The following is a 21,618-nucleotide window of genomic DNA, read 5'->3' on the forward strand; positions in this document are numbered from 1 at the left end:
CTATTTTTTCATGAAACCAACAGAACTAAGGTAACTCATCCGGCTAAAGCCGGACATCGAGACTTCGGTAGGGGATTACCACTTATAGAAGTGGAAGTCTTAGAACTAAATCAACTTTTGGAGGAGAGGAGAAAGGAAAAACTCCCCCTCACTACTGTTAAGCTTACTTATCTAATTCCTCATCGGCTGCTACACACAGTGCACCGTCTCCTTGGAACGGCCAAACTCCATCTACAACGGTCTCTTTTTTACGTGAGTTTGAAGCACCAGGCATACGGAATGTCGTCACATCGACGGGTTTAATAGCGACTTCTTGAGAGCGTTCTGCCTGTGGAGCCCACTCATAGGGTACACGGTAGGCCCGATAAACCATGTTTAGCTTCATTTTTTCTCCCCAATATGGGCTAATATATTCCCAAACAAGTTCATGCTCTTGTGTTACCTCAATAAGCCGACCACCTGAACCCTCCGTGATGAGCGTATTGCCATTTGGTAATCTCTGAGCGGCACTGATAAAAGGACTGTAAAAACGGCTGGCGTCGACAGGCATTATAAAGCCTGCTTCTATTGGTGTGTACTGCCAAACAATTTCTAAGGTAACCGGATCAAATTCTAATACCCTTGTGTAATCTCGAAGAGCGTTTTTAGCGCCAGTAGGTGAGCCAGGATTTGGTGCTCCGTAACCAGCCCATCCGCCATTATCAAAGACTAAGATATTTCCTTCGCCAGGCAATCCACGTGGAATCATGTGAGCATGGTGTTGTCCGATGATCCATCCGAGTTTTTTGAGTTCTGGGCTAGCATTGTAATCAGGGCCTACTTTCCAGACGATTTTACCTGTCTTTTTCTCAATGATTGCAATAATATTTGATTCCCTGGCATCCCAGATAATGTTGTCCGGGTGAAAGCGTTCATCCCCAGCATCATACCACTTATTAGGCCCGAGGACTGACATGGAGTTGATATGCATCCAGTCACCCATGCCCCCTCCGGCTGACCGCATATTAGGATCTCGGAACAAAATGTTTTTGGCTTCTTCGCTGAAACCGTATTCATCAAAGTGCTCATTACAGTTCCATTCCCAGACGATTTCTCCATTCCATGTCACTTCAATAATGACGTCATCAAGAAGGACCTTATCTGCAATTTTAGGGTTCTTAACATTTCTATGACAGAGAATCAAAGTATTCCCCTTATCAACCTGTGGTTCCATGTCCGGTACATAATATCCCACGGGATTGCCTGCCCGCTGATAGTCATGGTGCTGCCTAGCCATCCATTGTGGTTCCTGGCCTGGGTCCTCAATATATTCGTGTTGGTTAAACTTCCAAACGACATTGCCATCCCAATCCACTTGAACCAAATCAATTTGATCTTGCATGCCAAAGGCATTGCTTCTTTCCCCAGTGTGTCCTAATACATAACCACCAGGCAGTAGCTTATTAGGAAAACCATGCAAACCCTTCCATAGGTTAACCTCGGCCCCATTCATGTCGATCAAAAGTGCTCCAAGTTCTCGAGCTGGGAAAATAGTATAGCCGCTCCAACATTTCTCTGGGTTGTAAACTGTAACGCCTGTTGGATAAATACTTGGGTAACTCATGGTAATCCCCTCTTTACTTTTATTTCACGTAGTGACTTATGGCTACGCAACATACAATAGATTCCTAGTTCGATCAAACCTTTTCTAACTCAGTCAACACCTGACAGGCTCTCGCTGCCGTCCTGTAGGGAAAGAGCGAAGTAAGAGGCTCTATCGATTTTAACCGCTCGTCTTTGGACTCTGCTGGCTTAAACAGTCGAATTAGATACGGATTCTTCTTGCTTCCTGTCCCCTCTTCAATGAACTTAGCAGTTTCGGCAATTTCCCCAGGGGTTAGGTAACTGATCTCTGGCATATCCCCTTCTTGGCGAATGACCGGAACAACCGTTGTCTGATATTGATAGCTTGGAAACTGGGCTACTAAGGCAATACTTTTTTGGATATCGCTCACATCTACTGGTTTTCCAACAATCTTACTGTAAATCGTCGCTGGTCCCACAACATTCATGATTACCCTATCTGCCAGCCCCTCTACAAAGATCTGGTTGAGAACATGACTGTTCCTGCCACTCGTCTCAACCTGCAATTTCATCGCATTCCCTTTCAGATACCTCAACACTTCAAGAAACTCTTCGGCATATTCAAGATTACCGGAGCAAGGGTGGATCCCGTCTACCCATTCCTTGTGAAGAGTCCCGACACAAAAGAATCCGTCTAACTTTTTCCCAGCACTGAGATATGCAATCGTGGCACCAATCCCCTGGCGAATTTCCTCCCCATCCGTAAGAACTGGGAATTCCACTCCATCTTGCCCACGGGTGATAAAACAGCGATTAGCGGAGTAAAACTTCTTGAATTCGTCCTTTCCTTCCGCCTTCATATCCTTTTCTTCGAAGGCAATACCATTTTTAGCCATGAAAGCTTTTACAATCTTACAACGGGTACATCCCGTAGCGGTAAAGAGTACGTAACTCATAAATCCCCCTCCTCTTCAGTAAACAATCTTTCACTGCTAAACCTAAATCTTAAAGATGAATCGCGTGACCGTCCAAGGAGTGTGCACCCTCAAGAATAGCCTCACTCATGGTTGGATGAGCGTAAACACCCCCAGCCATTTGCGCAACAGTGGCACCGAGGGCCATCAAGCTTGTCGGTCCAGCAATCATTTCCGGGACATTGCTTCCAACCATATGAACCCCTAGGACTTTTTTGGTGTTTTTATCGGCCACTAGCTTGACAAAGCCGAGATTTTCATTCAAAGCAACTGCTTTTCCATTTGGAGCAAAAGGACTCTTCACGGTCATTACCTCATAGCCACGTTCCAACGCTTGCTTTTCTGTCAACCCAACCGAGGCCACTTCTATCTCCCCAAAAACACAGCTTGGGATATTCTCATAAACCAGCTCTTCTGTTGGGTTTCCGGCTATGGCCTCAGCCGCAATAACCCCCTGGGCCGAAGCGACGTGAGCCAATCCCAGCTTGCCTGTTATATCCCCAATCGCATAAATGTTGGGGATATTTGTGCGCATCGCTTGATCGACTTCAATGTATCGTCGATTCATCACAACCCCGAGGTCCTCGAGTCCCAAATCGCCGGTGCTAGGAGAAAAGCCAGTACAAATCAATGCCTTTTCAGCCTTGATGACTTCTTTTGCATCCCCAGCGGCAATGGTTACTTCCACACCGTCAGAGGTCTTTTGAATACCCTCAACCCGAACGTCATTTCTAATGGTGATCCCGTTTTTCTCAAACTGCGCCTTGACCTCTAGGGATACTTCACTATCCTCCGTCGGCAGCACATTCGGCATCATTTCCAAGACAGTCACCTTCGCTCCATAGCGGTTCCAAACCGTGGCAAATTCCATTCCGATCGGACCAGCTCCCACAATAACGATCGAAGAAGGCAACTCCTTCATGTCTAAAGCTTCACGAGACGTGATAACGTTATCTCCATCGATTCCAAACATCGGAATCTGAGTAGGCTTTGAACCTGTAGCCAAAATAATGTTTTTACCGACCATTTTTTCGCCAGTTGATAGTTCAACTTCTGTCGCGCTGATCAGGCGTCCCTCTCCTCGAATTATTGACACGTTTCTATTTTTGAGTAGGGCCTCCACCCGTTTACCCTGACGCTTGGCGACTTGGCGGCTTCTATTATAGGCAGAGGTGTAGTTTACCGTAAGATTTTCATATTTAAAGCCAAAGGTTCTCCCCTGCGATAATAAGTGGACAATCTCAGCATTTCGAAGCAAGGCCTTGGTAGGAATACACCCCCAGTTGACACACGTTCCGCCTAATTGCTCTTTTTCAACTAATGCTGTCGTGAGTCCTAGCTGACTTGCCCGAGCTGCGGCCACATAACCGCCTGGTCCTCCTCCAATGACAATCAAATCATACTCATGCATTTCCAAAAACGCTCCTTATTTCCAGTCTTAAATCACCTTAAATGCCTATGGTTTTATGACTCTTTGAGTAGACTGATGTAGCCATCTTTAGACAACAGATCACTGAGCTCGCTTAGATTCTTAGGTTTGATCATAATCATCCACCCATCATCATATGGATTGGAATTTACAAGTTCTGGTGAATCATCTACTTCATTGTTGACCGATTTGATTTCACCACTTAAAGGAATATAAAGTGAGGAAACCGACTTAGCCGATTCCGCTTGTCCAAATACCTCCCCTTTGTTGAAGGCCTCTCCAGCCTGAGGAAGTTCAACGAAGATAAGATCTCCCAACTGACTCTGAGCAAAATCCGTAATTCCTACTCTGATAATGTCACCCTCTACTTTCGCCCAAGTGTGTTCCTTGTAATATTGGATATCGTCGGAAAAAGTAAGTTCGTCTAACCCTTTTTTATCAATAGACATTATTACCATCCCTTCTACAGTATTTAGATTAATTTTCGAAAAAGTACTATGTCATTAGGTTCTTGATGTGTATAATTAGCTATATCTTTAGAAAAGTATAACTTTAGACTAAACATTAATAGAGGAAGGCACAACTATGCGTATAGAGCATCTATATTATTTAATCGATATAGCAAAAACAAAATCTATTACACTTTCTGCTGAGCATCTTTTCATTTCACAACAAGGATTAAGTCAGGCTATCCACAAATTGGAAACCGACTTGGATGTTTCTTTGTTTCAGCGTTGTCGTCAGGGAGTATCTCTAACCGATGCTGGAAATATCGCCGTAGAAAAGGCCAAGGAGATGATTCTTAAGTACGAGGAGTTACTCCATAGTATGGAACCCTATTCCGAAACCAAAAGCTTAGAGATAACCGAGAAGTTGTTTATCAGCGCTACTCCCTTCATAAGCAATTTCTTACCCCATGTCTTAGATTTATTTCGGAAAAAGTATCCTGCCGTCAATCTACACATTGAAGAACAAAAACCTAATGAAATCGTTACGAGGCTTAATGAAGGGTGTATTGAAATAGGACTCGTCACTTTACCAGAATATTACGATTACCAACACCTTGAAAATAATAGCATTCTCTTTGAAAAAGTACATGACTATACACTTTTGGCTTGTGTCGCTAAATCATCACCCTTAGCTAAGAAGAAGCTTTTTTCAATATTTGAGATAAAGAAACAACCGGTAGTGGTTTATAACCATGAACCCTATTTAGAAATCTTAACTCATATGTTTGGCGATTTGAGCCAACTAAATATCATTGTTAAAACAAATAGCAGAGAAATCTACACTAAGACCATTCTCCATAGCAAAGCCGTTGGGATTACTACGCTCCCGGATTTTAATCTATTTAACGAAAAATCAATGGTCACAATACCCATTAAAGATAGCATTAGTTTAGATTACGGTTGGCTAATCTCACGAAAGTATCCGTTATCCCCGATTGCCGAGAACTTCCTCGAAGTTTATAAAGCATATTTAGCGTCAGGTGATTACTAGCTAATCCTTTCCCCGCTTTGTACTCCTCGTTCCAAAAGCATACCCTGCCATAAGCAAATGTCATCCATATGACAAGATTATGTTATTGTGAATACTATTTCAAACAACCGTTGATTGTTGAGATACAACTAATTGCTGTAAATATTAAAATTCACAATACTGTTCTATCATCAAAACAGAGCACCACTGCACCATTACAACAAACATATCTCTCTTTGAGCATTGGCAACTTTATTCTACGCTCCAATCATTATTAAATCCTATCGTTATATTAGTTTTGCCGGTATTATAAGAACGGGTTTTAAAATACTATAAGCTCCCCCGAATAAGAATTAACGCAAAAAAGAGCCTACGGCTCTTTTTTAGATTTATATGATAACGCGATACGCTCTTAGCCCATCGTGGTCTGTTCAAAGTATCAGTGCTGATTAAAGCGCACAAAAAATGTCGTGCCCGATGCTCCTGTCTCAATCTGAATTTCAGCGTTATGCCTAGCAGCAATGCTGAAACAAGTGGCTAGCCCCAAACCAGTGCCATTCTCTTTGGTGGTGAAAAAAGGAGTACCGATCTTTTCTAGAACCTCCGGCTTGATGCCGCCTCCCTCGTCTCTCACCGCTAAAACACACTTCTCAACATCCATGAACGTTCTAATCGTTAGCCCGCCACTTCCCGACATCGCTTCTAGCCCGTTCCGGACTAGGTTTAAGATGAGCTGGCGGATTTCCTTCTCGTCCAGAAGCAACCATTTAGTTTCCTGTAGTTCTAATATAATGTCCTTATCGCTGACCCTTGCGTCCGCCTGAATTAACGGGTATATGTTTTCGATCAGCCTGTTCAGACTCAAGGGTTTTAAATCCACTATCTTGTTTTTAGCTAGGCTGAGGAATTCCGTAATAATAGAATTTGCCCTATCGAGCTCGTCGATCATCAAGTCAAAATAGCCCTTAGACTTCTGGAATTCTTCTTTATCCCCCAATAACTGAAGGAAACCCCGGACGGTAGTCATCGGGTTTCTGATTTCGTGACCGATTCCCGCCGCCATTTGTCCCACAAGGTTCAAGCGATCCAGGCGGGCCATCTCCTTTTCAAACATCCTTCGTTCGGAAATATCGTGGAAATATACGGACAAACCTTCGTCGGACGGATAAACATGCACTTCATACGGTGCATCATAATTTATGCCCCTGATCTCAAAATGAGAAGTTTCCTTCCTTCTCATGGCATTATCAAATAAAAGGTGAAACTCAGGGATCGATTCGGGGAAAAGCTCCCAAATATTTCGCCCGATTAGCTCGCCTCTCTCCTTGTGCCAATATTTCTCCGCTTCTTCATTGACAAAGATGAACTCCCACGCGTGATTTAGAGTAAAGAAGGCATCTGTTATGCTTTCGAGAATATTGATGAGCTTGTTACTAGTCTTTCTAAGCTGTTTGCCAATTTCTTTGCGTTCTAATATTTCTCTTTTGAGCTTCTCATTGGCCAGGAAGAGTTCGCAGGTTCGCTCCTGAACAAGCTTTTCAAGGGTTTTGTACTGGTCTTTTCGCTCTTTCTCCAGCTGTTTACGCTCGGTAATGTCTCGCACGGACCAGACAAGAATTTGCTGCTTCTCAATACTAGCAACTCCAATCTGAACCTCTACGGGAAAAACCTCCCCATTTTTACGCGTAGCGACCGAATCTAGGATCTTACTACATTTACTCATAATCTGGACATTTTCTATAACGGGAAGGTTTTCACCAGGAAAAAGCCTTGAGACATGTTGCCCTCGCAATTCCTCATGCCCATAGCCAAACATCTCCGTTACCGCTGGATTGATGCTTAAAATATGGCTCGCCTCATCGAGAGTGAGCACTGAATCTGTACAAGTTTCCCCAATCACGCGCGCTAATGCTTCAGCCTTACGCAAATCCGAAGTCGTGCGCTCTAAGCTTTGGTTTATTAATTGAAGTTCAATAGCCCGATGAGTCAGCAATTCATTTTGTAATTTAATTTGCTTTCGGTTACGGTGTATTTTCACGAATGCTTCTATCTTGGATTTCAAAGCTTCCGGCTGGAAAGGTTTAAACAAATAATCGATCGCACCCAGGGAATACCCTTGCAAGATATTATCTTTGCTCTGGTAAATCGCTGTAATGAAAATAATCGGTGTATCCTTGGTCCTTCTCCTTGCTCTAATGAGCCTAGCTGTTTCAAAGCCGTCCAAGCCTGGCATTTGCACGTCCAGTAGAATCACAGCAAAATCGTCTTTCAACAAACACTTTAAGGCCTCTTCTCCAGAATTAGCGAAGATCAAATGATAGTCTGGCGATTTAAGCACTGCCTCTAACGTCAATAAATTGTCCTGTCGGTCGTCAACAATTAAGATTTTCATTTTTCCCTCATTCTTGGTATCCTCGATCCCATTATTTTTACTCCAAGGACCTGCAACCGTGCTAAACAGTCAAGTTACTTAACCTTTCGGTAGATCTTCTGCTCCCGATCAAAGGCTTCATAATACTGGGAATAATTATTAAAGGCGATGTCTTCTTTATCACCCAAACCCAGGATGCCTGACGTGCAAAGGCTCTCATAAAATAGCCTATGCACTCGGTTTTGCAGGAATTTGTCAAAATAAATCATAACATTTCTGCATATAATCACGTGAAATTCATTGAAGGAATGATCTGTTGCCAGGTTATGTTGTGCGAACACCACGTTTTGCGTTAGAAACGGGTAAAAGGTCGCTTTATCATTGCAGGCCTCAAAATACCCTGTAAACTCTTTCGTCCCCCCCGCGATTTGGTAGTTGTCCATGTATGCTTGCATTCTATCCAGGGGGTAAACCCCTTCCTTCGCTCTTTTTAACAATTCTTCGTTCATATCCGTGGCATAAATCTTCGTTTTGTGATATAGACCTTCCTCGTGCAGAATGATGGCCATAGAGTAAACCTCTTCCCCCATAGAACAACCCGCGTGCCAAATCCGGACAAAAGGAAGCTCTTTGAGAAACGGGACCACGTTATTCCTGAAAGACTCAAAAAAGTGCGGATCCCTGAACATCTCTGAAACGTGAATCGAAAAATCCGAGAACAGCCTTGCCATCACACTGGGGTCATGAAGGACCTTTTCCTGCAGACTGGATACGTTCGGCAACCTTTCAACCCGAATGCGATACCAAATTCTACGTTTTATAGAAGAATATACGTAATTTCTAAAATCAAACCCATAGTAACGGTAAATTCCCTCTAGCAGCAGATGAATTTCGAGTTCTTCTAATTCATCACAGCTTTCCTCTTCCGTGCTCTTCCCGTTTTCCTCTGAAGTCATCCTAACCATCCTATCTATACAGCCATATCTTGATTAATGAAAATAGCTGTTCCAGATTTACCGGCTTGCTGATATAATCTGATGCACCCGCTTCGATGCATTTCTCCCTGTCGTTTTTCATAGCTTTTGCCGTCAAGGCGATAATTGGCAAGTTCGCACATTCAGGAATTCGGCGAATGCGCCGTAACGCTTCGTATCCATCCATCTCAGGCATCATGATATCCATAAGAACCAGGTCGATGTCAGGATTTTTTAGCAAAACCTCAATGCCTTCCCTGCCATTCTCCGCAAATACAGCGTTCATTTGTTGATTTTCCAGGGCTGTTGTAAGTGCAAACACGTTCCGCATATCATCGTCCACAACCAGTATCTTCTTCCCTTCCAAGCGCGCGTTCCCGTTTTCCATGCCTTGAGATTCATCCTCCTCCATAATGACCGATGAAACAGCCTCAATAGATTCAACCCCGGAAGAAGGGAAATCATCGAAAGTTACAGCTGCCTCTTCGACGCAAGATATCACGGAAACATCTTTTTCCACATGATTGCCAGGTAGATAGAGTGTAAACGTACTTCCCCTGCTCTCAACACTGTCAAGGTCAATAAAACCGCCTAATAACTCTGCCATTTTCTGACTAATAGTCAGTCCTAAACCCGTGCCCCCGTATTTTCTTGCGGTTGTTCCATTGGCCTGTTGGAAGGCCTCGAAAATCATGGCTTGCTTGTGCTTCGGAATTCCGATGCCTGTGTCCATCACCGAAAAAGCCAGAACCCACTCTGCGTTCCTAAATAGATCGTTTTCTGAGACAACATCTTCTTCTACCCTCCAAACGCGCAGAGAGACACTGCCATCATTCGTAAATTTAAAAGCATTTGATAATAGATTTTTTAAAATTTGTAGTAGCCGATGTTCGTCCATATATATGGTCTTTGGTAAACCTTCACTTAATTGAATTACAAAGTCCAAGTTCCTTTGACGTGCTACAGGAAGAAAATACTGTTCGATATAGTCCTTCATTTTAGCCAGTTCCATGACATCCGGGTTAATGGTAATCTTGCCCGCTTCTACCTTGGTGAGATCTAATATGTCATTAATCAATGTCAAGAGTTCATTTCCAGAAGAAAAGATAGTTTTCACATATTCTACTTGACTGAGAGTCAAATTGCCTTCCTTGTTCTCGGTCAATATTTGAGAAAGGATCAGCAGACTGTTCAGCGGCGTCCGCAACTCGTGGGACATATTGGATAGAAACTCGGTTTTATAGTTTGAGCTTTCTTCAAGCTGCTGGGCCTTTTCTACAAGGGCTGTTTTGATAGTTTCCAGTTCCGTTGCCCTTTTTTCGGATTGTTTATACTGCTCCTCCATCGTCTCATTAAAGGTTTTAAGCTCCTCCTGCTGCAGTTGGAGTTCTTCTGACTGAGTCTGGAGTTCTTCCGTCAAAACCTGTGAGTCCTTCAGAAGAGTCCCAATCTTCATGTGTGCTTCAACACGGTTTATGGTAACTCCAATATTTTGGGAAATCTGCTCCAGTAACTCCTGCTGGAGGGGGCTATATGGTTGGAGAGATGCCAGTTCCATAACGGCCACTACCTGATCCTCAAACGACACTGGGAGGATGACAATACCTTTTGGTGATGTCTCGCCCAAGCCGGAGATAATCCTGATGTAATCCCCGGGGACCCGATCCAGCGTTATCATCTTGTTTTCCAAAGCGCTCTGCCCCACCAGTCCTTCCCCAAGCCTGAAAACCTCTCTAGCGCTTTCTAGCGGACTACCCGCATAGAAGGCGAGCTTCTTAAAGCACCGCTTGTCTCCACTTCCCTCCCTGATATAAAAGACGGCATAACTTGCATCGACCATGGGAGTAATTTTTGTTATCAAAAGATTCGCCAAGGTCTTCAGGTCCTGAACCCCCTGGCACAAGGCGTTGATTTCTGCGGCTCCAGACTTCAACCAGTTTTGCCCTTCTATCTTTAAAACGAATTCTTTTTCAAGCCTAGCGTGTTCTTCCAGAGACGTAGCCATCTCATTAAAGGACGAAGCAATTTCTCCAACCTCATCCTTTGTGCGGATATCGATGCGCGGCAAATCAACGTGCTCCTGAATCGATGAAAAACGGTTCATGACCGTCGTGACTTTGCGAATGTCTCTCGTAACCCTCTGCGTAATCCACATAGTTATCCCTACTCCAGCAAGCAACGTCAGCAGTAGAGAAACAAAAAAGAACATGAGAGCACGGTTATAGGCAACGGCAGACGATTGCAGTAACTCGTTCATTGCCTTATCTTCAACGGTATTCAATTCATCAACGTACTCATAAATCTTGCCTCGTTCTCCCGCTCCCGCTTTGATCTCCTGAACGAACTCCGCCTTCTTGCCCGCAGAAGCCAATGCAATGCAAGTTTTCTGTAATTCATTGTAATTAAGGTTTTCAATTTTTATCCGTCGCAACAGATCCTTTGTGCTCTCGCGAAGGGCTGAAGACTCAAGGGAATCCAGCGCCGATGCTATTTTCGCTCTAGAAGCCTCGATGGAATCAATAGTTTGAATGAAATCATGACTGCCTGCATCCAACAAAGCAAGATCTCTCAAGTACCTGCTGATATTGTTAATCTCATCTTGCACAGTATTTGAAAACTTAATTTTCTGATAGCGTTCCTGCTGGGTTTTTTCTACGTTCGTGTTTGCTAGATCTAAATTATGAATTGATACCCCAAAAAGCACAGCCATTATGGCTAAAATAGAAGCAAATCCAAGGAACAACTTAGTCTTGAGCCTCATGCTTTCCACTCCCTCGCCCCGTCAATTCAATTGAGTATTTTGAATACTAAGAGTTCTAATTCAACATTTATTAACCCATTTCCTTTAGAAAATTTGTCGACTTATATCAGATAATAAAGAATTGACTAGTCTAGCCAAACAAATGAGAGTTTCGGCAGGAAATCCTTTAGTTCATATTGTCCATGAAAAGAGTCAAAAACTGATTTTACGCTGAAAAGTAGGAAAAACCGCAGGGATTTGTCATCCTTGCGGTTTTGGTAAGATTTTTTTTATTTAAATAGATTCTGGCCGGTTTAGAACAATCCTGTAATTGTTCCGTCAGCATCAATATCCATTCTCATTGCTGCCGGACGTTTCGGCAATCCTGGCATGGTCATAATTGCACCTGTAATGGCTACCAGGAACCCGGCTCCAGCAGAGAGGCGAACTTCCCGAACGGTGATGGTGAAACCTGTCGGCCGGCCTAGCCGAGTGGCGTCATCTGTGAGAGAGTACTGTGTCTTTGCCATGCAGATCGGCAAATTGCCATAACCCATCTCGACATATTTCCTCATGGAAAGTTGAGCTGCTTTATCGAAGTTAACGCCATCTGCACCATAAATCTCTTTGGCTATCTTCTCGATTTTCTCCTCAATGGATGACTCCAATTCATAGAGAACCTTGAACTTGGATTCTTTGCGTTCGAGCACGGAAAGCACTGTTTCTGCAAGCTCAACGCCGCCTTCCCCACCCCGTGTAAATACTTCAGAAAGGGCCACCTCTGCACCTAACCCCTGACATCTCTCGCGCACTAAGTTTAGCTCAGCTTTTGTGTCAGTTGGGAACCGGTTAATCGCCACAACTGATGGAACACCGAATTTGGCCATGTTTTCTATATGTTTTTCAAGGTTGACCACGCCGCGTGCTAAGGCTTCTAAATCTTCTGTGCCTAACTGATCTTTGGCAAGTCCACCGTTCATCTTTAAGGCCCGTACAGTTGCCACAATGACAACAGCCTCAGGTTTCAATCCTCCAAAGCGGCACTTCAGATCAAAGAATTTTTCTGCTCCAAGGTCAGCTCCAAAACCTGCCTCTGTCACGAGGTAATCCGCCAGTTTGAGACCTAGTTTCGTTGCCATAATGCTGTTACATCCATGAGCAATATTCGCAAACGGCCCACCATGAATAAAGACAGGCGTATTTTCTAAGGTCTGAACAAGGTTCGGTTTAATCGCGTCTTTCATAAGAAGCGCCATTGCCCCTTCAGCTTCTAAATCATGAGCCGTTACAGGCTTTCCTTCATAAGTATAGGCTACGACAATCTTACCAAAACGTTGTTTGAGATCCATAAGGTCACTTGACAAGCACAGGATCGCCATGACTTCAGAGGCAACGGTTATGTCATAGCCACTTTCGCGGGGCACCCCTTCCATCTTGCCGCCTAAGCCCATGACAATTTTGCGTAAAGCACGGTCATTCATATCCACAACACGGCGGAATACGACTTGACGAGGATCAATATTCAAAAGGTTACCTTGTTGAATACTATTGTCAAGCATCGCCGCTAGGAGACTATGGGCAGACGTGATTGCATGAAAATCCCCGGTGAAATGGAGATTAATATCTTCCATGGGCACAACTTGAGCATACCCACCGCCCGCTGCTCCACCCTTTACTCCGAAACAAGGACCTAGGGATGGTTCCCGTACCGCAATCATGGCCTTCTTACCCATTTTCGAAAGGGCTTGTCCTAATCCCACGGTTGTAGTCGTTTTCCCCTCACCCGCAGGTGTAGGATTAATAGCGGTGACTAAAATTAGCTTGCCATTGGGCTTGTCTTTCAACCGATTCCAAACACTCAGATTAATTTTGGCTTTATACTTCCCGTATAACTCAACCTCATCCTCTTTTAAATCAAGGTTCTCGGCAATCTCCAGGATTGGTTTCATCACAGCTGATTGTGCAATTTCTATGTCACTTTTCAAGTTATTAACTCCCCTTCTAGTTTATTTAGACTTCCGCCTATACTTCCCTATTTAATTATGAACAATTCCATAACAAAATCCTTCTACCATAAATAATCAAGTATATAACCTCTCCTCCTAAATTAGGTATACTTGTATATACATATTATCTAATGAATATACTATCAATATTCGATTATTTTGTCAATAATATATCTTCTTAATATACTAACTCCATTTTCGTCCTCTATTAGGATACACCATTAAAAATCACAGTATGCGACATATGGTCAAGAAAGAGCTCCCTTCAATTGTAAATCAAAGCGAGCTCTTTAGAATACCTCACCGATAAACCTTTTGACTATGTCAATATACAGGATTAATTCTAATTCGTTATTTCTTTCCCTTAGTATCATTGATCCATTGTCTGCACGTCAAAACCCCAGCAGTAGCATCTGTGGCATAACTATCAGCGCCCATAAATTTACACACTTCTTCTGTGAGGTGGTTACCGCCTACAATAAATCTGATAGTGTCTCTAAGCCCTGCTTCTATAAAAGCATCTATTACTTCTTTCATAGTATCGACAGAATAAGTCAAAACCCCACTAAGTCCCACAATATCAGGTTTATATTCCTCGACCTTTTTTAAAAAGATTTCTTTAGCGACATCAACACCGAGATCGATCACCTCAAACCCATTGATCTCCAACATGCCCCTCACGATATCCTTCCCAATATCGTGAATGTCCCCTTTTACTGTTCCGAGGACAACCTTTCCAATCTTCTTATTCTGCTTGCTATGAAAATGAGCTGTCATCTTATCCAATTCCAACACTTGTTTAAAAATAAGCCCTGCCATGATCAGGTCCGCGATATAATAGTCCTTCCTTTCATAAAGTTCCCCGACCCTATTCATTCCTTCTTTAATATGTTGAAGAAGTTCTAATGGTTGCATTCCTTCATTTAATAGTTCCTGAGACAATTTCAAGACACTTTCCTCTTCTAACTGTTCCACATAATTAATCAAAGAATTTTTACGAAAGTCTTTCATAATGCCCTCCGTTAAAGCAAAATAATTGGGGCAAGCCTAACTGCCTGAAACGGCATTCAAATTATTCTTTTTTAAGTTCTGCCTACTAGAAAGATATATGTACTAGTATAACTTATAAACTATAATGTGGATACTTTTCATCAAGTGGCTAGAACTACAATAAGTTCATGAACTTAAGCGCAACTCCTGGAATTAAGCTTAAGTGTCAAACTTTATTAACAATTTTTGTGCTTACTCCCATGACCATGATACAGCTTAGCCCCAAAGTAAAATAAGAGAGATGAGCTCAATCATCTCTCTTATTTTGGAGTCTTCATCAAACACTATTCTAGAGATTATGCTTAGGCTTTCCTCGCAGTGATTTCACTTTGCATTTTTACAAGGCTTTGAGGTGTGATCTTATAAAGCAAGATAATAAACAGCAACCCAACTAGCATTATGACTGCAGGAACTAGAGTTAATCCGTTCTTCACAGAGCTTATTAGTTCGGGTGTAGCCTTCATATTTGCGACATATCCTGACCCTGCAAGCACGGCAGTGATAATAACACTTCTTACAAGAATGGCGGTTTTAATGGGAAAACTGATTAATGACATAATAAAACCTCTCGCATTTTTTCCAGTTTTCCATTCACCATATTCTACAGTCGATGAATACATAGCAACGCCCAAAGCATCAGGCATTCCATATCCCAGATAGGCAATAAACATAATTCCCATGAATGAAATATAATTCATGGGAAATGCCCATACAGCCAACAGCCCGATTATAAAGATTGAAAGCGACAGAATATACGTATTTCTTTCTCCAATCTTTTTAGCAAGCGGATTCGTAATCGCCGCTCCAAAAAACGTTACCACGTTAAGTCCTGTCATGAAAATCGCAATAACAGCCAGATTATTGACAACATATTTGAAATAGTAGAAAGCCAGTCCGAAAATAACAAACCTGCCTAAATATCGACCAAGTTCACCTAACATCAAGCCGATAAGGGGAGGGTTGACTACGATCTGTTTCAGCATTTCGCCAATCGACATTTTCTCTTCTGTTTTACCTGATTGAACAGAAGTTCCGTGGAAAGCATAATCTTTCGTCATAAAGAACAGCGCATAATAACAAGCGACCATAACAATACCTGTAATTACAACTGTAAGCGTATACCCCATCGCAGGATTCCCTTTGCCGAGAGCCAAGATCATCTTCATGCCGATCAAGGAAAAAGCGATAGCACCTAATGAATTAAACATTCCCCTGTTCGACGCCATAGTAATTCGTTCTTCTCGTACAGTGGTCATTGAGGAGTTCAAGGCGATATGACCTCCGTAGAAAATGTTCCAAATTAAATGACTAACGACAAATCCGATTGTAATAATAATTGCATTCGTTGTTGGAGAGCCAATTTTAGAAAACTGTAAAATAAAGAACAATGCTGCAAAAGGTGGTCCCACAAGTAGCCATGAACGGTATTTACCCCATTTCATATTGCTCTTTTCCAATAGAACCCCTGCAGTAGGAACCCATAAAATATCAAAAATACTTGTAATCATTAACACGGTACCGACCAGGGCCATCGGAAGCTTAGCAAAGTCTGTTAAAAACGCTGCAAAATAGAATACCTCCATATTTACAAATAACTGAAATCCAAATGAGGGTAAGCCGTAAAGATTAATAATCGACTTCTTTAATCCCTTTTCCATAATAATCCCCTCTCATAAATCAATTTCTTTACTTACTTTGTTGCTAGTTGATTAACTCCATTCTCTTGAACTATTCCGGGCTTTTTCCGTGCAGAAGGGATCTCAAAAACTAAAGAATATTCAGAAATATATCTAGGAAAATAAGGGCAACCTCCGTCCTCGATAAAGCACTCCTTTTTGCAACACGTGCATAGTGGTTTCCTACGAGGTCCGGTGTTACCCTATAATACAGCCCCTGAAAAGGATATTGACTTACAATACTAAATCCATAATAAACGCAAACATTGCATCTTCATACTTTTCTATTTTTGGCGCGATTGCTTCTTTAGGCTTTCCCTCTAATTCCGGGTGCTCTGCTAAATATTCTTCCCAAGTCGCATAATATTTCGAATCCATTTTATCCTCTCCCCCCAGCATTAGTAAGTTCCGTTTTCATGAACATACTCCAAGACAGCTCTGAGATTTTCTACAACCGGACCATCTGCTTCCAAATGTATAATGCTCTTGTCCGCTTGCCACCAATACCTTCCTCCTGGGGCAAGAATATCCAATAATTCTTTGGCCTTATCCACACACTGTTGCTTAGTCCCCGTTTGCAACAATGTCACAGGATACAATCCAGAAATGATATGCTTTTTGCCGAGCTTTTCTTTAATGAGTTTCGCATCTCCGTATTCAAACCTCATAATTGTATTTTCTGGCAATTCATACAGATAGTCGAGGTATCTCATCCAGTCTTGCTCTACAAACAATTGCACGTTTTGCCCCATACTAACCAATGTCTCGACCATCTTTTTGAAGGTTGGCCAGTATAACGTTGCAAAATCCTTTTCACGCAAGTAGGGAGCCATATGCAGTGGCATAAACGTATAGCCTAACATCGATGGATTCGGTAGAGTACCTTTCTTAATCATCAGGGGCAATACCGCTTCGCAAGCAGCAGCAACCTTATCCGGATACCGTCTAACATCCCCCGAAATCCCTTTGAAACTTCTGAGGAAGTCTGACATAAAATCAAATGGAGCTTCCGTTAAAACAGCACCCATGGTAGCAAAGCCATATTTTGCATTCATTTTTGCTCTGATCGTTCCCAGGTATGCAAGGTCGTCGGATTGAGCCCGCATCGCTTTAGCTAAAGCCATAGCCACTTTACCGGGTGCCCCATTAAACTCGGTGTATAATCGAGGTAAAATAGTTTCGACAATACAATCATAGGGGGATGCGATAAACTCGTCATATTCCTCAGCCAGCATGCCCACGACATCTGGATGCTGCATGAATCCACTGGAACTCATGACAATAGGAGTGGATCCTAGAATCTGATAGTGCGAGGGAATTCTAATAGAACCACCAGGATAAGTGTCAGTAAAGAAATCTTGACAAAACTTGTCGTAGACTGGCTCTAATTTGGTTAGATCCCATTGACATTCAGCCAAGTCCAAACCAGCATATTGAATAGCAAAATCCTGAGTTGCCGGATTGCTGATCGGCACTCTTTTCGGAGTCTTTCCGCTAAATAGATCACCAAATATCTGATTTCGTTCCTTAGTCATAGCTACTGCATCAGTCATATTATTTCACCCACCCTTGACAAGTTTTCAGCCCTTCAGCAGCGTTTGTCGTGAAAGCGTCCGCACCGATTTGCTTACAAGCTTCTTCATTGACAGGATTCCCACCAATAATTATTTTTACGCTATCTCTTAAGCCCACTTCGTTTAGTGCATTTACAGTGTTTTTCATGGAATCAATAGCAAGTGTCAGAACGCCACTCATCCCCATGATTTGTGGTTTAACCTCTTTCACCTTCTCGACAAACGCGCTGGGTGATACGTCAATTCCTAAGTCGTACACATCAAAGCCTGCTGCTTCAGCCATACTAGCGAAAATATTCTTCCCAATATCGTGCAAGTCTCCCTGAACAGTACCTATTACAATCGAACCAACCTTTTGCGAGGCTACACCACTTAACACGGGTTTTAGTAAATCGATTGTTTTAGAAAGTAATTCTCCGGCAAAAATCAAGTCTCCAACGTAGTATTCGTTCTTTTCAAACAGCTCTCCAACAATTGCCATTCCTTGCTGGCAGGCAAAAACTATCTTTTGGGCATCTTCACCACTGGGGTTTGTAGCTACGAAATCGTTGATCATCGTTAAAATAGCTTTTTCGTCGAGATCTCCTACCGCTTGAGTCAGTACCTGTAAATCAATCATAATTAAACCTCCCTAAAATGATTTAAATAAGTCGTCCATTTGGGCACTATCTTTCCTTTGTAACTTGTACCATTCGTACGTTCTTAACAAGACTTACGTTGGTACACAAAGCAACCATTTAAGACTTTTATTGGTGGAAACCGCCAGTCCAATGAATAAGAATATACTTCAATATAATTGTATATACAAGTTAATTAAAAAAATAATTGCTCTATAATCAGACGAGAATTATGCGTCAACTTTGACGGGGCCAATCTTGTTTTTGCGGTAAGCAGTCAAGTAATTTCTGCAAAAGCGATCTTTTCCCAGTAATGCATTTGTTACATACAGTGTCGTCACAATATCTCGATTACAGGGATCTAAGATAGCAGAATCCATTCCCGCATCGATTGCCAGGGTTAAGAAGTGTTGATTAACCACTTTTCTCAACGGCATTCCAAAGGATATATTGCTTAACCCAGACGTTACTTTAATAGTAGGATATAAGTTCTTCACTTCTTTTAAGGTCTCGACAAAGTTTAGCAGAGATTGATTTTCCGCAGATAACGCCATTACGAGAGGGTCAATATGAATCCTATCTGGGGTAATATCATACGTTAGGGCCTTTTCAACTATAACCTTTGTGATGTCCAACCTTGTTTGAGTGTCCTTTGGAATACCCCTGCTATCACACGTCAGCGCAATAACCTCCCATTTTGTCCCTTTAATGATTGGGTAAATTATTTCGCATTTTCCACCTTCTTCAGATACGGAGTTAATCAATCCAGGCCGTTTGGCATACGGGAAAACCTTTTCAATAACTCGTGGATTTGGGCTATCAATACACAACGGCGTATCCACTGCATTCTGGACGATGTCCATTAGCCATAGCAAAGTATCTACTTCGACGTCTGGTGCAGTACTTGCACATACATCAAGATAATCCGCGCCTGCTTCCGCCTGCCTTACGGCAAGACTTCGAATAAACTCCTCATCCTTTTGCTCTATGGCCTTTTTAACACTTGGTATAGTTCCATTTATTTTTTCGCCAATGATAATCATTTAAGCCGGCCTCCTATTAATGCCCTCATTGCTACTCCTGTATATACATGTCTTATGGTGATATATTATCAATATTCAATTACTTTGTCAAATTATCTTTTTCACTAATCAAACTATTTCATAAGTTCTAATTTCCGTTCAGATAATGAAGCATCCCCCCATTGCAAAACGTTGTAAACGTCTGCCAATCTCTAAAAAAAATTAAGCACTGAACCATTATAAGTCCAGTGCTTAGCAGAGTCATTTTATTGGATGTTAAAATATGTGCATTCACCAAAGATACTATTGAATCGCGGATAACTGCCCAATTCTACAAATTTAACATACTCAGCAATATCCTTCGACCTACGAAATTCGTTCGAAGAAAGCAAGGCCAATTTGGAGCCAGTGCCAGCTGCATTACCGATCATTTTAATTTTACTTTCCAGTTCAAGTGGAATCAATCCAATGACACAGGCACTATGCGGATTCAAGTAATTTCCGAAGGCCCCGGCCAAAAGGACTTCTTTAATGTCCTGTATTTGGATACCATAGGTTTCTATCAAAACTCTGACTCCTGCCGCCATGGCGCCCTTGGCCATCTGAAGTTCCCGGATATCACTCTGGGTAATCATAATAGGCCTACCGTGACCGGTTGTACTTGCTTCCGCAAGTACAAATGCTCCTTGGCCCTCATGTTGTATAAGATTTTCCTTAAACCTTCTAGCCACAGGATTTGTTAACTGCTCGTAAGCTAAGATTTTCCCTCTCTTATTAACAATACCAAGTTCAACCAATCCCGCTACCGTATCGAGCAAGGCAGATCCACACACACCCAGGGGTTCTCCTCCCCCTATTACGGAATACTCAAGCTTGTCCCGATAATAAACATGGTCGATTGCCCCTACTGCGCCCCTCATCCCACTACTTATTTGCGCCCCCTCAAATGCAGGGCCTGCGGCAGCCGAACACGCAACCATCTTTTCTCTTGAGCCAAGTGCAATTTCCCCGTTAGTACCAATATCAATGACAAGCTTGATATCCTCGCTACGGTCCAACTCGGTGGCCAAAAGCACTGCTACCGTGTCAGCTCCCACAAACCCAGCAATATTGGGCAGCATGAAAACTTTCCCGGCCTGATTAATGCTAATCTTAAGTTCCGAAGCATCTAATACCAAAGGTTCACTGAGGGCAGGTACATAAGGTGCTACCGCAATACTCTGGGGATTTATGCCCAGAAAGATATGATGCATACAGGTGTTCGCTGCGAAAGAAACCCCATAAATCTGTCCCCGAGTTACAGAAGCTTTCTCTACCGCTTCAATAATAAGTTTATTAATGGACTCAATCACAGCACTCTGCAGTTTTATTAGACCATTTTCTTCATGGCTCGCAAAAGTGAGCCGAGAAATAACATCTGCCCCGAAGGTGGTCTGGGGATTAAGGGTAGAGACCACACTTAACTCTTTCCCAGAATAAAGATCGAGCAAATAACCAACAATGGTGGTGGTTCCGATGTCGAAGGCCATTCCAAGCATCGTCTTCGTGGTATCCTCCGGCTCTATTCCAGCTACTTTACTATTATACATAACTGCAGTGATACGGTTATTGGAACCCCTAAGCACATCTGGCATCTGTCGCAAAATGGAAATTGTCGACTCTAATTCGCTGTCCTTATACCCTCGTTTAACTAAACTTTCCTTCAGGCGACACCAATCGGAATTCTGAGTCTCACGTGAAGGCTTATCAACTTCAACAAATACTTTGTGAAGTTGTGGCTCAATTTGGAAAGACCTTTCGTCGGACGCTATTAAGATGTTGTGTTGAAGTTTTTTTTGATTTGGAAGCGACACCGTTACGTCATTATGTACAGTCGTCATGCACGCTAAACGAATGCCTTCGTCTAATTCCTTCATTTGAAGCATTTCTTGTTCCCTGGTAACCGGTGTCGTCAATCCTTCAGAAATCTTGACCCGACATTTTCCGCATGTTCCTCCACCGCCGCAGAGAAAATCGAACTCTAACCCTGCATCATTCATGGCTTCTTTTAGTGTACTACCTTCCGCCACTTCAACCAATATGTCTCCAGGTTTAAAGAATACTTTATGATAGTTCAAGAAGATCCCTCCACTCGGTGTCATTA

At 42.5% G+C, this 21,618-nt stretch carries 16 protein-coding genes; 1 reads left to right on the plus strand and 15 read right to left on the minus strand.

Annotated features, from left to right (window positions below; translation table 11 throughout):
• Positions 1-163 precede the first annotated feature (163 nt).
• From E4K68_RS08825 to gcvH, 4 genes are all read right to left on the minus strand, one after another.
• Positions 164-1,603 carry an aryl-sulfate sulfotransferase gene (locus E4K68_RS08825; protein WP_135378569.1) on the minus strand — a complete coding sequence of 480 codons (1,440 nt, stop codon included), beginning with the start codon at positions 1,601-1,603 and terminating at the stop codon, positions 164-166.
• 73 nt (positions 1,604-1,676) lie between these two features.
• Entirely contained in the window at positions 1,677-2,519 is an 843-nt protein-coding gene (locus tag E4K68_RS08830; RefSeq protein ID WP_135378570.1) for a hypothetical protein, read from the minus strand.
• Positions 2,520-2,568: 49 nt separating this feature from the next.
• Entirely contained in the window at positions 2,569-3,948 is a 1,380-nt protein-coding gene (gene lpdA / locus E4K68_RS08835) for a dihydrolipoyl dehydrogenase (RefSeq protein WP_135378571.1), read from the minus strand.
• A gap of 53 nt (positions 3,949-4,001) precedes the next feature.
• Positions 4,002-4,415: a glycine cleavage system protein GcvH gene (gene gcvH / locus E4K68_RS08840; protein ID WP_135378572.1), complete on the minus strand. Its 414-nt coding sequence runs from the start codon at positions 4,413-4,415 to the stop codon at positions 4,002-4,004.
• 136 nt (positions 4,416-4,551) lie between these two features.
• Between gcvH and E4K68_RS08845 the strand changes: the two genes are divergently transcribed.
• Positions 4,552-5,466, plus strand: coding sequence for a LysR family transcriptional regulator (locus E4K68_RS08845; protein ID WP_135378573.1), 915 nt, complete (start codon positions 4,552-4,554; stop codon positions 5,464-5,466).
• A 418-nt stretch (positions 5,467-5,884) separates the two neighbouring features.
• On the opposite strand, the gene E4K68_RS08850 is transcribed toward E4K68_RS08845, so the two are convergent.
• The 11 genes from E4K68_RS08850 to E4K68_RS08895 all read right to left on the minus strand — a co-directional run bounded on the left by E4K68_RS08850 (position 5,885) and on the right by E4K68_RS08895 (position 21,592).
• Positions 5,885-7,837 carry a PAS domain S-box protein gene (locus E4K68_RS08850; protein ID WP_135378574.1) on the minus strand — a complete coding sequence of 651 codons (1,953 nt, stop codon included), beginning with the start codon at positions 7,835-7,837 and terminating at the stop codon, positions 5,885-5,887.
• Between the two features lie 74 nt (positions 7,838-7,911).
• On the minus strand, positions 7,912-8,772 hold the full coding sequence (locus E4K68_RS08855) for a protein-glutamate O-methyltransferase CheR (RefSeq protein WP_243450314.1): 861 nt from the start codon (positions 8,770-8,772) through the stop codon (positions 7,912-7,914).
• Positions 8,773-8,782: 10 nt separating this feature from the next.
• Positions 8,783-11,551: a response regulator gene (locus E4K68_RS08860; RefSeq protein ID WP_135378576.1), complete on the minus strand. Its 2,769-nt coding sequence runs from the start codon at positions 11,549-11,551 to the stop codon at positions 8,783-8,785.
• Between the two features lie 293 nt (positions 11,552-11,844).
• Positions 11,845-13,515: a formate--tetrahydrofolate ligase gene (locus E4K68_RS08865; RefSeq protein WP_135378577.1), complete on the minus strand. Its 1,671-nt coding sequence runs from the start codon at positions 13,513-13,515 to the stop codon at positions 11,845-11,847.
• A 372-nt stretch (positions 13,516-13,887) separates the two neighbouring features.
• The gene (locus E4K68_RS08870) at positions 13,888-14,547 is read right to left on the minus strand and encodes a cobalamin-dependent protein (protein ID WP_135378578.1); all 660 of its coding nucleotides are present in this window, start codon (positions 14,545-14,547) and stop codon (positions 13,888-13,890) included.
• Positions 14,548-14,888: 341 nt separating this feature from the next.
• Complete coding sequence (locus E4K68_RS08875) at positions 14,889-16,244, minus strand: glycoside-pentoside-hexuronide (GPH):cation symporter (RefSeq protein WP_135378579.1); 1,356 nt, start codon at positions 16,242-16,244, stop codon at positions 14,889-14,891.
• Between the two features lie 252 nt (positions 16,245-16,496).
• Entirely contained in the window at positions 16,497-16,640 is a 144-nt protein-coding gene (locus E4K68_RS20635; protein ID WP_199241728.1) for a hypothetical protein, read from the minus strand.
• A 20-nt stretch (positions 16,641-16,660) separates the two neighbouring features.
• Positions 16,661-17,815, minus strand: coding sequence for a uroporphyrinogen decarboxylase (locus E4K68_RS08880; RefSeq protein WP_135378580.1), 1,155 nt, complete (start codon positions 17,813-17,815; stop codon positions 16,661-16,663).
• 1 nt (position 17,816) lies between these two features.
• Positions 17,817-18,455 carry a cobalamin-dependent protein gene (locus tag E4K68_RS08885; protein ID WP_135378581.1) on the minus strand — a complete coding sequence of 213 codons (639 nt, stop codon included), beginning with the start codon at positions 18,453-18,455 and terminating at the stop codon, positions 17,817-17,819.
• 228 nt (positions 18,456-18,683) lie between these two features.
• Positions 18,684-19,496: a methyltetrahydrofolate cobalamin methyltransferase gene (locus tag E4K68_RS08890; RefSeq protein ID WP_135378582.1), complete on the minus strand. Its 813-nt coding sequence runs from the start codon at positions 19,494-19,496 to the stop codon at positions 18,684-18,686.
• A gap of 245 nt (positions 19,497-19,741) precedes the next feature.
• Positions 19,742-21,592 carry an ASKHA domain-containing protein gene (locus E4K68_RS08895; protein ID WP_135378583.1) on the minus strand — a complete coding sequence of 617 codons (1,851 nt, stop codon included), beginning with the start codon at positions 21,590-21,592 and terminating at the stop codon, positions 19,742-19,744.
• Positions 21,593-21,618: the final 26 nt, after the last annotated feature.

Source organism: Desulfosporosinus sp. Sb-LF (assembly GCF_004766055.1).
GTDB lineage: Bacteria > Bacillota > Desulfitobacteriia > Desulfitobacteriales > Desulfitobacteriaceae > Desulfosporosinus.

Excerpts from the sequence above, each read along its gene's own strand:
- E4K68_RS08825 (WP_135378569.1), bottom strand. The coding sequence starts at position 1,603 with ATGAGTTACCCAAGTATTTATCCAACAGGCGTTACAGTTTACAACCCA.
- E4K68_RS08830 (WP_135378570.1), bottom strand. The coding sequence starts at position 2,519 with ATGAGTTACGTACTCTTTACCGCTACGGGATGTACCCGTTGTAAGATT.
- lpdA (WP_135378571.1), bottom strand. The coding sequence starts at position 3,948 with ATGCATGAGTATGATTTGATTGTCATTGGAGGAGGACCAGGCGGTTAT.
- gcvH (WP_135378572.1), bottom strand. The coding sequence starts at position 4,415 with ATGTCTATTGATAAAAAAGGGTTAGACGAACTTACTTTTTCCGACGAT.
- E4K68_RS08845 (WP_135378573.1), top strand. The coding sequence starts at position 4,552 with ATGCGTATAGAGCATCTATATTATTTAATCGATATAGCAAAAACAAAA.
- E4K68_RS08850 (WP_135378574.1), bottom strand. The coding sequence starts at position 7,837 with ATGAAAATCTTAATTGTTGACGACCGACAGGACAATTTATTGACGTTA.
- E4K68_RS08855 (WP_243450314.1), bottom strand. The coding sequence starts at position 8,772 with ATGACTTCAGAGGAAAACGGGAAGAGCACGGAAGAGGAAAGCTGTGAT.
- E4K68_RS08860 (WP_135378576.1), bottom strand. The coding sequence starts at position 11,551 with ATGAGGCTCAAGACTAAGTTGTTCCTTGGATTTGCTTCTATTTTAGCC.
- E4K68_RS08870 (WP_135378578.1), bottom strand. The coding sequence starts at position 14,547 with ATGAAAGACTTTCGTAAAAATTCTTTGATTAATTATGTGGAACAGTTA.
- E4K68_RS08875 (WP_135378579.1), bottom strand. The coding sequence starts at position 16,244 with ATGGAAAAGGGATTAAAGAAGTCGATTATTAATCTTTACGGCTTACCC.
- E4K68_RS20635 (WP_199241728.1), bottom strand. The coding sequence starts at position 16,640 with ATGGATTCGAAATATTATGCGACTTGGGAAGAATATTTAGCAGAGCAC.
- E4K68_RS08880 (WP_135378580.1), bottom strand. The coding sequence starts at position 17,815 with ATGACTGATGCAGTAGCTATGACTAAGGAACGAAATCAGATATTTGGT.
- E4K68_RS08885 (WP_135378581.1), bottom strand. The coding sequence starts at position 18,455 with ATGATTGATTTACAGGTACTGACTCAAGCGGTAGGAGATCTCGACGAA.
- E4K68_RS08890 (WP_135378582.1), bottom strand. The coding sequence starts at position 19,496 with ATGATTATCATTGGCGAAAAAATAAATGGAACTATACCAAGTGTTAAA.